The organism is Streptomyces lincolnensis, assembly GCF_021173675.1.
Classification (GTDB): Bacteria; Actinomycetota; Actinomycetes; order Streptomycetales; family Streptomycetaceae; genus Streptomyces; species Streptomyces lincolnensis_B.
Genome location: NZ_JAIHON010000016.1, coordinates 417 through 13,213, shown reverse-complemented (window position 1 = coordinate 13,213; position 12,797 = coordinate 417). Strand labels below are relative to the sequence as shown.

The 12,797-nt window shown below is 69.5% G+C and carries 12 protein-coding genes; 9 read left to right on the top strand and 3 right to left on the bottom strand.

Features of this window, described 5'->3' with window-relative positions:
* Positions 1-133 precede the first annotated feature (133 nt).
* A complete protein-coding gene (eccD, locus tag K4B79_RS38130) occupies positions 134-1,645 on the top strand; it encodes a type VII secretion integral membrane protein EccD (protein WP_232032004.1) in 1,512 nt (503 codons plus the stop codon).
* 95 nt (positions 1,646-1,740) lie between these two features.
* Here eccD and K4B79_RS38125 read toward each other — a convergent pair whose 3' ends face one another.
* Positions 1,741-2,031, bottom strand: a complete 291-nt coding sequence (locus K4B79_RS38125) for a DUF397 domain-containing protein (protein ID WP_232032003.1) — start codon at positions 2,029-2,031, stop codon at positions 1,741-1,743.
* A gap of 267 nt (positions 2,032-2,298) precedes the next feature.
* Between K4B79_RS38125 and rpsO the strand changes: the two genes are divergently transcribed.
* The 5 genes from rpsO (at position 2,299) to K4B79_RS38100 (ending at position 7,763) form a co-directional block, all read left to right on the top strand.
* Positions 2,299-2,586, top strand: coding sequence for a 30S ribosomal protein S15 (gene rpsO / locus K4B79_RS38120; protein ID WP_003993372.1), 288 nt, complete (start codon positions 2,299-2,301; stop codon positions 2,584-2,586).
* A 332-nt stretch (positions 2,587-2,918) separates the two neighbouring features.
* The gene (locus K4B79_RS38115) at positions 2,919-5,141 is read left to right on the top strand and encodes a polyribonucleotide nucleotidyltransferase (protein WP_232032002.1); all 2,223 of its coding nucleotides are present in this window, start codon (positions 2,919-2,921) and stop codon (positions 5,139-5,141) included.
* Entirely contained in the window at positions 5,138-6,517 is a 1,380-nt protein-coding gene (locus tag K4B79_RS38110) for a M16 family metallopeptidase (RefSeq protein WP_232032001.1), read from the top strand. The genes K4B79_RS38115 and K4B79_RS38110 overlap by 4 nt, the downstream gene beginning before the upstream one ends.
* Positions 6,518-6,545: 28 nt before the next feature.
* Entirely contained in the window at positions 6,546-7,298 is a 753-nt protein-coding gene (dapB, locus tag K4B79_RS38105) for a 4-hydroxy-tetrahydrodipicolinate reductase (protein ID WP_232032000.1), read from the top strand.
* A 12-nt stretch (positions 7,299-7,310) separates the two neighbouring features.
* The gene (locus K4B79_RS38100; RefSeq protein ID WP_232031999.1) at positions 7,311-7,763 is read left to right on the top strand and encodes a tetratricopeptide repeat protein; all 453 of its coding nucleotides are present in this window, start codon (positions 7,311-7,313) and stop codon (positions 7,761-7,763) included.
* Positions 7,764-7,853: 90 nt separating this feature from the next.
* On the opposite strand, the gene K4B79_RS38095 is transcribed toward K4B79_RS38100, so the two are convergent.
* Both K4B79_RS38095 and K4B79_RS38090 read right to left on the bottom strand, forming a co-directional pair.
* Positions 7,854-8,408 (bottom strand): PH domain-containing protein, encoded by a 555-nt coding sequence (locus K4B79_RS38095; RefSeq protein ID WP_232031998.1) that lies wholly within the window; start codon positions 8,406-8,408, stop codon positions 7,854-7,856.
* A 99-nt stretch (positions 8,409-8,507) separates the two neighbouring features.
* On the bottom strand, positions 8,508-8,747 hold the full coding sequence (locus tag K4B79_RS38090; RefSeq protein WP_232031997.1) for a hypothetical protein: 240 nt from the start codon (positions 8,745-8,747) through the stop codon (positions 8,508-8,510).
* A 201-nt stretch (positions 8,748-8,948) separates the two neighbouring features.
* Here K4B79_RS38090 and thyX point away from each other — a divergent pair, with 201 nt between their 5' ends.
* The 3 genes from thyX to K4B79_RS38075 all read left to right on the top strand — a co-directional run bounded on the left by thyX (position 8,949) and on the right by K4B79_RS38075 (position 12,640).
* A complete protein-coding gene (gene thyX, locus K4B79_RS38085; protein ID WP_232031996.1) occupies positions 8,949-9,689 on the top strand; it encodes an FAD-dependent thymidylate synthase in 741 nt (246 codons plus the stop codon).
* 212 nt (positions 9,690-9,901) lie between these two features.
* Positions 9,902-10,801: a 4-hydroxy-tetrahydrodipicolinate synthase gene (dapA, locus tag K4B79_RS38080; RefSeq protein ID WP_232031995.1), complete on the top strand. Its 900-nt coding sequence runs from the start codon at positions 9,902-9,904 to the stop codon at positions 10,799-10,801.
* Between the two features lie 153 nt (positions 10,802-10,954).
* On the top strand, positions 10,955-12,640 hold the full coding sequence (locus K4B79_RS38075) for a ribonuclease J (protein ID WP_232031994.1): 1,686 nt from the start codon (positions 10,955-10,957) through the stop codon (positions 12,638-12,640).
* The last annotated feature ends 157 nt before the right edge of the window (positions 12,641-12,797 follow it).

Genomic DNA, 12,797 nt, shown 5'->3' with positions numbered 1-12,797 from the left:
CGGGCGAGACGCCCCAGTGGACCGGCTGCGGCGGTGGCGCGGCACAACCTACACAGGATCTTTACGGGCGGAAGCGTGGAGCGGCGGCACCGCGAGCCGTCCCACCACCGACGAGGGGGAACAGCAGGTGAGCATGACGGCCTCCGCGCCGGCCGGCGCGACCGGCGGATCGGGCACCGGAGCCCCTTCCGGGGCAGGCTTGGGATTCGGCTTCTGCCGGGTCACCATCGTCGCGCCCGACAGTCGTATCGACGTGGCGCTCCCGGACGACGTACCGGTCGCCGACCTCTACCCGGAGATCCTGCGCCTGTCCCAGCAGAGCCCCGCCGAGGGCGCTCCGGTCGGCTACCACCTCGTACGCCGTGACGGCACCGTCCTCGACGGCGCGCGGTCGTTCGCCGCGCAGCGCATCCTCGACGGCGAGCTGCTGACCCTGCGCCCGTTCGCCGAGTCACTGCCCCCGGCCGTCCTCGACGACGTCTCCGAGGCGGTGGCCGCGGCGGTCACCAAGGACCGCACCCTCTGGAACGGCGACCTCACCCGGGCCGCCGGCCTCGTCGCGGGCGGCATCCTGCCCGCCCTGCTGGCGTTCGTGGCCTGGAGCTCCCAGATCCGCCACGACATGCACAGCCTCCAGGGCATCGTCGCCGGCGTCACCGCGCTCCTCCTGGTGATCATCGCGGGCGTACGGGCGCGTGTGTACGACGACCGCGGCTCCGCCATCGCCCTCGGCCTGGGCGCGCTGCCGAACGCGGCGGTGGGCGGTTCCGGACTGCTGGCGCTGTCCCAGGGCGAGGGCATCGGGCGGCTCCAGTTCCTGCTCGCCTGCGCGGCGGTCCTGGTCGCCGCCGTCGTCCTCACCCTGGTGTCGCCCGGCGGCGACGGCCCCTTCGTGGCCTTCGTCTTCGCCTCCGCGATCGGCCTGATCACCAGCTTCATCGCGATCCTCACGGATCTGCGGCCCATCGAGACGGCGGCCGTCTGCGCGCCGCTCGCCGTCGTCGCGCTCGCCTTCCTGCCGGGCCTGTCCATGCGGTTCGCACGGCTGCCCATCGGCTTCGAACCGCCGAACCCCTCCCGCGGCGGCGGTTACGACACCGGCGAGCCCGCCCCCCAGGAGACCATCGACGTCGAGCGCGTCGCGGCCCAGGCCCGCCGTGGCCACGAGCTGCTCGTCGGCCTCGTCGGCGGCTGCGCGCTGGTCTCCGTGGGCGCCTCGATCGTCCTCGGCTTCTCCAACAACGTCTGGGCGGAGCTGCTGGCCCTCGCCACCGGCATCGCCATGCTGATGCGCGCCCACCTGTTCCGCTACACCGCCCAGGTCGGCGCCACCCTGGCCGCGGGCCTCGCCGCCCTCGTCTTCCTCGGCCTCGGTCTCGCCCTGAACCCGCCGCACGACTACGTCCGCGACGCCTTCCTGGGCGACACCACCGCCCTCGACATCCGCAGCGTCTGGCTCGCGGCGGCCATCGGCGCTGCCGCCGCCCTGGTGACCGCGATCGGCCTGGTCACCCCGGAGCGCGGGGTCACCCCCTTCTGGGGCCGCTTCCTGGAGATCGCCGAGAGCTTCGTCCTGCTCACGCTGATCCCGCTGTCCCTGGCCGTCTTCGACGTGTACGCCCGCGCGCGTGCGATGACCAGCTAGCGACGACGGACCCGCAGACGAGACGACGGACCCGAAGACGACACGAGCCGTGCCCCTGCCGAAGGGGCACGGCTCGACTGCTCCCGGGAACCCGCCTACTCGACGTCCCCACCACTGCGCGGTGCCGCCTCCAGGTCGAACTCCCCGTCCCGCGCGCCGAGCACGAAGGCCGTCCACTCCGCCTCCGTGTACCGCAGCACGGTGTCCGGGTCGAGCGAGGAGCGCATGGCCACCGCTCCGCCGGGCAGGTCGGCGATCTCGACCCGCTCCTCGTGCTCCTCGGTCCCCGGCGCGCTGCGCCACTCCACGCCGGAGATGTCGAGGGCGTACAGCTCGTCCCTCTCCCGCTCCTTGCGTGCCTTGATCTCTTCCGCCGTCTCCGCCATGCCGCAGCGACCCCTTCCGGACGTGCCGTACGATCCGACGCTCACCCTAATGGCGCCGCACGCCCCTCCTGGGGGCTTCGAGGACCGGGGCGAAGACCCCCATCAGTGCCTGGTACGCTGTGTGACGGCCGTTTGTGTACGCACCCCCGGAGCCCATCGCTCTGGCGGCAGCGCCCAGCGGATCCCCGCCTCCCGAGTAACGGAAGCTCCCCCGAGACAAAGACCGGGGGCACTCGGTGGCTCACCACAGACTTACGAGGAGTACGCGTGCCGCTCGATGCCGCTACGAAGAAGCAGATCATCACCGAGTTCGGCCAGAAGGAGGGCGACACCGGCTCCCCCGAGGTCCAGGTCGCCATGCTGTCGCGCCGGATCTCCGACCTGACCGAGCACCTCAAGACCCACAAGCACGACCACCACTCGCGTCGTGGTCTGCTGATCCTGGTCGGTCAGCGCCGTCGCCTCCTGCAGTACCTGGCGAAGAAGGACATCCAGCGCTTCCGTGCGCTGGTCGACCGCCTCGGCATCCGTCGCGGTGCGGCGGGCGCGAAGTAAGACGCCGTGAAGGGGGCGGTTCCCGAAACGAATCGGGGGCCGCTCCCTTTGCCGTACGTACGGAAAGCACTGACGTACGTGCGGGAACGTGCGGAGTGTCACTCACGCTTTGTAGTGTGGTAGCACAACGCAATACGCACGACACAGAACACGTAGGACATGAACGAGGAGAAGCGCACCTCGCCGCCGCCGGTCCTCGGTAGTGGCCCCCGGGGGGAAGTGAGCCCCGAGGGCTTCGATCGAAGACCGGCCCGCACCGCCCGGAGCGCTTCTCCGCAACCGTCCCCCTGCCACACGGGCAGCCGAGGGACGAAGACGAGGAGAAAACGCTAGTGGAGAACGAGACCCACTACGCCGAGGCCGTCATCGACAACGGCTCCTTCGGCACCCGCACGATCCGTTTCGAGACGGGCCGCCTGGCCAAGCAGGCCGCCGGCTCCGCCGTGGCGTACCTGGACGACGACACCATGGTGCTGTCGGCCACCACCGCCTCCAAGAACCCCAAGGACCAGCTCGACTTCTTCCCCCTCACGGTGGACGTCGAGGAGCGGATGTACGCCGCCGGCAAGATCCCCGGCAGCTTCTTCCGCCGTGAGGGCCGTCCCTCCGAGGACGCCATCCTCACCTGCCGTCTGATCGACCGCCCGCTGCGCCCGTCCTTCAAGAAGGGCCTGCGCAACGAGATCCAGGTCGTCGCCACGATCATGGCGCTCAACCCCGACCACCTGTACGACGTCGTGGCGATCAACGCCGCCTCCGCGTCCACGCAGCTGGCCGGCCTGCCCTTCTCCGGCCCGATCGGCGGCGTCCGCGTCGCGCTGATCAACGGCCAGTGGGTGGCCTTCCCGACGCACTCCGAGCTCGAGGACGCCGTCTTCGACATGGTCGTCGCGGGCCGCACCCTGGAGGACGGCGACGTCGCGATCATGATGGTCGAGGCCGAGGCCACCGAGAAGACCATCCAGCTGGTCAAGGGCGGTGCCGAGGCGCCGACCGAGGAGGTCGTCGCCGCCGGTCTGGACGCCGCGAAGCCCTTCATCAAGGTGCTGTGCAAGGCCCAGGCCGACCTCGCCGCGAAGGCCGCCAAGCCGACCGCCGAGTTCCCGATCTTCCTCGACTACCAGGACGACGTCCTGGAGGCCCTCACGGCCGCCGTCAAGGACGAGCTGGCCCAGGCGCTCACCATCGCCGGCAAGCAGGAGCGCGAGACCGAGCTGGACCGCGTCAAGGCGCTCGCCGCCGAGAAGCTGATCCCGCAGTTCGAAGGCCGCGAGAAGGAGATCTCCGCCGCGTACCGCTCGCTCACCAAGCAGCTGGTCCGCGAGCGCGTGATCAAGGAGAAGAAGCGCATCGACGGCCGTGGCGTGACGGACATCCGTACGCTCGCCGCCGAGGTCGAGGCCATCCCGCGCGTGCACGGTTCCGCGGTGTTCGAGCGTGGCGAGACCCAGATCCTGGGCGTCACCACCCTCAACATGCTCCGCATGGAGCAGCAGCTGGACACCCTCTCCCCGGTGACCCGCAAGCGCTACATGCACAACTACAACTTCCCGCCGTACTCCACCGGCGAGACCGGCCGCGTCGGCTCCCCGAAGCGCCGCGAGATCGGCCACGGCGCCCTCGCCGAGCGCGCCCTGGTGCCGGTCCTGCCGGCCCGCGAGGAGTTCCCCTACGCGATCCGCCAGGTCTCCGAGGCGCTGAGCTCCAACGGCTCGACGTCCATGGGCTCGGTCTGCGCCTCCACCATGTCGCTGCTGAACGCCGGTGTGCCGCTGAAGGCCCCCGTCGCCGGTATCGCCATGGGCCTGATCTCCCAGGAGATCGAGGGCGAGACGCACTACGTCACCCTCACCGACATCCTCGGTGCGGAGGACGCCTTCGGCGACATGGACTTCAAGGTCGCCGGTACCAAGGAGTTCGTGACCGCCCTCCAGCTCGACACCAAGCTGGACGGCATCCCGGCCTCCGTCCTGGCCGCCGCTCTCAAGCAGGCCCGTGACGCCCGCCTCCACATCCTCGACGTGATGATGGAAGCGATCGACACGCCGGACGAGATGTCCCCGAACGCCCCGCGGATCATCACCGTCAAGATCCCCGTGGACAAGATCGGTGAGGTCATCGGCCCCAAGGGCAAGATGATCAACCAGATCCAGGAGGACACCGGCGCCGAGATCACCATCGAGGACGACGGCACCATCTACATCGGTGCCGCCGACGGCCCCTCCGCCGAGGCCGCGCGGACGACGATCAACGGCATCGCGAACCCGACGATGCCCGAGGTCGGCGAGCGCTACCTGGGCACGGTCGTGAAGACGACGACGTTCGGCGCCTTCGTCTCCCTCCTCCCCGGCAAGGACGGTCTGCTGCACATCTCGCAGATCCGCAAGCTGGCCGGCGGCAAGCGCGTGGAGAACGTCGAGGACGTTCTCGGTGTGGGCCAGAAGGTCCAGGTCGAGATCGCCGAGATCGACTCCCGCGGCAAGCTCTCCCTCATCCCGGTCATCGAGGGTGAAGAGGGCTCCGAGGACGAAAAGAAGGACGACACCGACAAGTGACGTCGACCAGCTCGACGGCGACGGCCCGCACCTCCTCGGAGGCGCGGGCCGTCGCCCGTACCCAAACCCTCATCAAGGGCACCAACGGCATCGGCGTGGTCCGCAAGACCACCCTCCCCGGCGGCCTGCGCATCGTCACCGAGACCCTCCCCTCGGTCCGCTCCGCCACCTTCGGCATCTGGGCCCACGTCGGCTCCCGCGACGAGACGCCGTCCCTGAACGGCGCCACGCACTACCTGGAGCACCTGCTCTTCAAGGGCACGTCGAAGCGCAGCGCGCTGGACATCTCCTCCGCGATCGACGCCGTCGGCGGCGAGATGAACGCGTTCACGGCCAAGGAGTACACGTGCTACTACGCGCGCGTGCTCGACACCGACCTGCCGCTCGCCATCGACGTCGTCTGTGACATGCTCACCGGCTCGCTCATCCTCGAAGAGGACGTCAACGTCGAGCGCGGCGCGATCCTCGAAGAGATCGCCATGACCGAGGACGACCCGGGCGACTGCGTGCACGACCTGTTCGCGCGCACCATGTTCGGCGACAACCCCCTCGGCCGCCCGGTCCTCGGCACGGTCGACACCGTCAACGCCCTCACCGCCGACCGCATACGCCGCTTCTACAAGAAGCACTACGACCCGACCCACCTCGTGGTCGCGGCCGCCGGCAACATCGATCACAACAAGGTCGTACGACAGGTCCGCGCGGCCTTCGAGAAGGCGGGCAGCCTCAAGAACCCCGACGCGACGCCCATCGGGCCGCGCGACGGACAGCGCACCCTGCGCGCGGCCGGCCGCGTCGAGCTGATCGACCGCAAGACCGAGCAGGCCCACGTCGTCCTCGGCATGCCGGGCCTGGCCCGCGCCGACGAGCGCCGCTGGGCCCTGGGCGTCCTGAACACCGCCCTGGGCGGCGGCATGTCCTCCCGCCTGTTCCAGGAGGTCCGCGAGAAGCGCGGCCTGGCGTACAGCGTCTACTCGTACACCTCCGGCTTCGCCGACTGCGGCCTGTTCGGCGTGTACGCGGGCTGCCGGCCCTCGCAGGTCCACGACGTGCTGAAGATCTGCCGCGACGAACTCGACCACGTCGCCGAGCACGGCCTCTCCGACGACGAGCTCGGCCGGGCCGTCGGCCAGCTCCAGGGCTCCACCGTCCTGGGCCTGGAGGACACCGGCGCGCTGATGAACCGCATCGGCAAGAGCGAGCTGTGCTGGGGCGAGCAGATGTCGGTCGACGACATGCTGGCCCGGATCGCCTCGGTCACCCCGGACGACGTCCGTTCCGTCGCCCGCGAGATCCTGGGGCGGCGGCCCTCGCTGGCGGTCATCGGCCCCCTGAAGGACAAACAGGCCTCCCGTCTGCACGAAGCCGTCTCCTAAGTCCACCCTCGGTTAAGGAAGCAAGAAGATGAGCAAGCTGCGCGTGGCGGTCCTCGGCGCGAAGGGCCGGATCGGTTCCGAGGCGGTGAGGGCGGTCGAGGCCGCCGAGGACATGGAACTGGTCGCCGCCCTGGGCCGGGCCGACAAGCTGGAGACCCTGGCCGAGACCGGCGCCCAGGTCGCCGTCGAACTGACCACGCCGGACTCGGTGATGGCCAACCTCGAGTACTGCCTCGGCCACGGCATCCACGCCGTCGTGGGCACCACGGGCTGGACCGACGAACGCCTCGCACAGCTGAACGGCTGGCTGGCGGCCTCCCCGGAGACGGGCGTCCTCATCGCGCCCAACTTCTCCATCGGCGCCGTACTGAACATGAAGTTCGCGCAGATCGCCGCGCCCTACTTCGAGTCGGTGGAGGTCGTCGAGCTGCACCACCCGAAGAAGGTCGACGCCCCCTCCGGCACCGCCACGCGCACGGCCCAGCTCATCGCCGAGGCGCGGCGCGAGGCGGGCACGACCCCGGCACCGGACGCCACGGAGACGGCCCTGGACGGCGCGCGAGGCGCGGACGTCGACGGGATCCCGGTCCACTCCGTCCGTCTGCGCGGTCTGCTGGCCCACCAGGAGGTGCTGCTGGGCGGCGAGGGCGAGACCCTCACCATCCGCCACGACTCCCTCCACCACAGCAGCTTCATGCCGGGCATCCTGCTCGGCGCCCGCCGCGTGGTGACCACTCCGGGTCTGACCTTCGGCCTGGAACACTTCCTGGACCTGAACTGAGCTCCTGACGTCATGCGCGCGAAGCTCACCTACGCCGTCACGGCCGCCGTCCTGGTCTTCTACTTCGTCCTGGTCGGCAGCCGCGGCGTCATGCTCATACAGTCCGGCACGATCGTGACCGTCACCTTCGGTGTCGCCGTCCTGGTCCTGCCGGTCATCGGCCTGTGGTTCCTCTGGAAGAACACCCAGTTCGTCCGCAGGGCCAACGCCCTCGCCGCCGAGCTGGACGCCGAAGGCGGCCTGCCCGTCGACGAGTTGAAGCGCACCCCGGGCGGCCGCATCGATCGCGACTCGGCCGACGAGGTCTTCACCAAACGCAAGGCCGAGACGGAGGCGTCCCCCGACGACTGGCGCAGCTGGTTCCGCCTCGCCATCGCCTACCACGACGCCCGCGACACCCCACGCGCGCGCAAGGCGATGCAGCGGGCCATCGCCCTGCACGACGGCAGGTCCGTCAGAACCTGAGCCGTCGCTTCCCGCCCGGCTCCCGCCGTACGACGAAGGGGCCGGTCCGCAGCAGCCGCGGACCGGCCCCTTCGCCGTGGTCGTCCGGCGTCAGGCCCGCCCGTACTCGTCCGCCCAGGCCTCCACGGAGTCCGCCGCCCGGTCGAAGGAACCGGCCCGCGCCAGGAAGTCCGCGTTGTGCGTGGTCATCAGCACCGGGGTGTCCTCGGGCGCACGATCCCGGCCTACGAGCAGCAGGGCCTGTCCCTGAACCGTGCGGGGCAGCCCCAACCAGCGCACCGGCTGCTGGACCGTCCGGACGGCCACGATCCGGTCCCACGGCACCGTACGCGTGCGGAGGAAGCCCACCTGGCGCAGACCGCCGGCGCTCACCCACACCCCCACCCGCAGCAGTCGCAGGGCACCGGCGATGACGACGGCCGCGATGCCGAGGACCACACCGGCCTCGGACACCGAACCGGTCAACGCGATGATGACCGCCGCGAAGAGCACGTACGACGCGAGCAGCAGAAGAATCGCCGCCACGCCGACGCGCCACGGGCCGGGCCGGTAGGGGCGCCGCCAGCGGTCACGGTCGTCGAACGGAAGCGCGACGTCCTCGGCCGCCTCGAATGCGCGATCGGCGGTCAGGAAGGGCAGGGGCACGGCTGGTCCTCACTCGATCCACACGGGCTGTGCCCGGTGAGGTTATCCACCTGTGTCCCCGCTCACCACCCTCGGGGGGCCGGATGAGTCAGCCTCGGCTCAGCGCCCCTGGGACGCCTGGGACTGCTCGGCACCCGCGGACGGCTGGTCCTGGGAGAGCGCCGGCATCCCGAGGACCAGGGATCCCGCCAGTCCGGCGACGATCGTGAGCCCCATGAGCCAGCGCCCGGCTATCTGGCCGAGGGACGCCCGCTCGCGGGGCGGGGGAGTGACATTGCTGCGGAACCTGTCGGCTTCGGCGAGGAAGGCGAACGGCACGGGTTCACGCCTGCGGAACATCAGAGGTCCTGCTCCTCTCTGGACTCGAACGAAACGGTGTCACCAACACAGACGAGCGAGTGCCACAAATGGTGCCCGCTTGCCCCGAATTCACAGAAGTTCGCCGAAAAAGTTGCGGACCGGCACCGAACGCCCCGATGTCAGTGGCGGCCCGTAGAGTGGGCGCCGCCCGAGAGACGTGATGGAAGGACCCTCCGAGCCGTGACCGACACCCCCGCCGACGACCTCAAGCCCAGCTTCCGCAGTGACGTCACCGTCGAGCTGGTCAAGCACAGCGCGGCCGACTCCGACGTGCTGTGGGCCGCTCGTGTCTCCACCGCCGGAGAGCAGTCCCTGGACGAGCTGAAGAAGGATCCGGAGCGCTCCAAGGGCCTGATCAACTACCTGATGCGGGACCGGCACGGCAGCCCCTTCGAGCACAACTCGATGACCTTCTTCATCAGCGCCCCGATCTTCGTCTTCCGCGAGTTCATGCGGCACCGCGTGGGCTGGTCGTACAACGAGGAGTCCGGCCGCTACCGGGAGCTCGAGCCGGTCTTCTACATCCCCGGCGCGGACCGCAAGCTGGTCCAGGAGGGCCGCCCCGGCAAGTACGTCTTCGTCGACGGCACCGAGGCCCAGCAGGAGCTGGTCGCCCGCACCATGGAGGACTCCTACCGCCAGGCCTACGACGCCTACCAGGAGATGCTCGCCGCCGGCGTCGCCCGCGAGGTCGCCCGCGCGGTCCTCCCCGTCGGCCTGTTCTCCTCGATGTACGCCACCTGCAACGCCCGCTCGCTGATGCACTTCCTCGGACTGCGCACCCAGCACGAGCTGGCGACGGTTCCGTCCTTCCCGCAGCGGGAGATCGAGATGGTGGGCGAGAAGATGGAGGCCGAGTGGGCCAAGCTCATGCCGCTCACCTACGCCGCCTTCAATGCGAACGGCCGTGTGGCGCCGTAACGCACCCTCGTTCTCCCACCAGGCACAGATGTGCGGTTCAGCCTCACGAAGTGTCCGTATTGCGGCATTTAGCGAAGTTCATCTAGCCTGATCAAACGGACCCGGCACTGCTTGAACCCCCGAGCAGGCAGTGCCGGGCTCCACCTTTGTCATGACTTTTCCCCAGCCCCCTAGGGCAGACCCCGCCGTGAGCAACGAGTAGCGTGTAACCCATGGCTCCGACCTCGACTCCGCAGACCCCCTTCGGGCGGGTCCTCACCGCCATGGTCACGCCCTTCACGGCGGACGGCGCACTCGACCTCGACGGCGCGCAGCGGCTCGCCACCCACCTGGTGGACGCAGGCAACGACGGCCTGATCATCAACGGGACCACCGGCGAGTCGCCCACGACCAGTGACGCGGAGAAATCGGATCTCGTACGAGCCGTCCTGGAGGCCGTCGGCGACCGCGCCCATGTCGTCGCCGGAGTCGGCACCAACGACACCCACCACAGCATCGAGCTCGCCCGAGCGGCCGAGCAGGTGGGCGCGCACGGACTCCTGGTCGTCACGCCGTACTACAACAAGCCCCCGCAGGAGGGCCTCTACCGACACTTCACGGCGATCGCCGACGCCACCGAGCTGCCGGTCATGCTCTACGACATTCCCGGTCGCAGCGGCGTCCCGATCAACACCGAGACCCTCGTCCGCCTTGCGGAGCACCCGCGGATCGTCGCCAACAAGGACGCCAAGGGTGACCTCGGGCGTGCCAGCTGGGCCATCGCCCGCTCCGGCCTCGCCTGGTACTCCGGCGACGACATGCTGAACCTGCCGCTGCTCTCCGTGGGCGCGGTCGGCTTCGTGTCGGTGGTCGGCCACGTCGTCACTCCCGACCTGCGCGCTCTCGTCGAGGCCTTCGTCTCCGGCGACGTCCAGAAGGCCGCGGAGATCCACCAGAAGCTGCTCCCGGTCTACACCGGCATGTTCCGCACCCAGGGCGTCATGACCACCAAGGCCGCGCTCGCCCTCCAGGGGTTGCCCTCCGGACCGCTGCGCGCCCCCATGGTCGAGCTCGCGCCGGAAGAGGTCGAGCAGCTCAAGATCGATCTTGCCGCAGGCGGGGTACAGCTCTAGCAACTGACTTCGCGCGCCGCGTCGCGCAACCAGACTTCACAACTGAATAAGCAGGCCACCGGTGCCTGCGTCCACAACGACAACTGCTTCTGCACGAACGTCATGCGCGCCACGTGCCCACCGGTACGTGGCGCGTGTGGTGAGGAGAGTCTTTTGAGTCATCCGCATCCTGAACTCGGCTCGCCCCCGCCGCTGCCCCAGGGCGGCCTCCGGGTCACCCCGCTCGGCGGTCTCGGCGAAATCGGCCGAAACATGACGGTCTTCGAGTACGGAGGCCGGCTACTGATCGTCGACTGCGGCGTGCTCTTCCCCGAGGAGGAGCAGCCCGGCATCGATCTGATCCTGCCGGACTTCTCGTCCATCAGGGACCGTCTCGACGACATCGAGGGCATCGTCCTCACCCACGGCCACGAGGACCACATCGGCGGTGTCCCCTTCCTCCTTCGCGAGAAGCCGGACATCCCGCTGATCGGCTCCAAGCTGACCCTCGCCCTGATCGAGGCCAAGCTCCAGGAGCACCGGATCCGCCCGTACACCCTTGAGGTGTCGGAGGGGAACCGCGAGCGCGTCGGCCCCTTCGACTGCGAGTTCGTCGCCGTCAACCACTCCATCCCGGACGCCCTGGCCGTGGCCATCCGCACCCCTGCCGGCATGGTGGTGCACACGGGCGACTTCAAGATGGACCAGCTGCCGCTGGACAACCGCCTCACGGACCTGCACGCGTTCGCACGTCTGAGCGAGGAGGGCATCGACCTCCTCCTCTCCGACTCGACGAACGCCGAGGTCCCGGGGTTCGTTCCGCCCGAGCGGGACATCTCCAACGTCCTGCGTCAGGTCTTCGGGAACGCCCGCAAGCGGATCATCGTGGCGAGCTTCGCCAGTCACGTCCACCGCATCCAACAGATCCTGGACGCGGCCCACGAGTACGGCCGCAGGGTCGCCTTCGTCGGCCGCTCGATGGTCCGCAACATGGGCATCGCGCGCGACCTGGGCTATCTGAAGGTCCCGCCGGGGCTGGTGGTCGACGTCAAGACGCTCGACGACCTGCCCGACCACGAGGTCGTCCTGGTCTGCACCGGCTCCCAGGGCGAACCCATGGCCGCCCTCTCCCGGATGGCCAACCGGGACCACCAGATCCGGATCGTCAACGGCGACACGGTGATCCTGGCGTCCTCCCTGATCCCCGGCAACGAGAACGCCGTCTACCGCGTGATCAACGGCCTGACCCGCTGGGGCGCCAACGTCGTCCACAAGGGCAACGCCAAGGTCCATGTCTCCGGCCACGCGTCCGCGGGCGAGCTGCTGTACTTCTACAACATCTGCCGCCCGAAGAACTTGATGCCGGTCCACGGCGAATGGCGCCACCTGCGGGCCAACGCCGAGCTGGGCGCCCTGACCGGCGTCCCGCACGACCGGATCGTCATCGCCGAGGACGGCGTCGTCGTCGACCTCATCGAGGGCAAGGCCAAGATCTCGGGCAAGGTGAAGGCCGGTTATGTGTACGTCGACGGCCTCTCGGTCGGAGACGTCGGTGAGCCGGCGCTGAAGGACCGCAAGATCCTCGGCGACGAAGGCATCATCTCGGTCTTCGTGGTCATGGACGCCTCCACCGGCAAGATCACCGGTGGTCCGCACATCCAGGCCCGCGGCTCGGGTATCGAGGACTCCGCCTTCGCCGACGTCATCCCGAGGGTGACCGAGGTGCTGGAGCGCTCGGCCCAGGACGGCGTGGTCGAACCCCACCAGCTCCAGCAGCTGGTGCGGCGCACCCTCGGCAAGTGGGTCTCGGACACCTACCGGCGCAGGCCGATGATCCTGCCTGTGGTGGTGGAGGTCTGACGGTCCGTCGGACCTTCGTCCTTGCCAACCTGGAGCGGGGGGCCGCGATTTTGAACCAGGCGCCCCCCACCCGGTTGGCAAGGACGAAGGGCCGACGGACCGACAGACCGCCACCCCCCCAGGGAGGAGCATCGGGCTGCGCCGGGAGGTGTTCGAG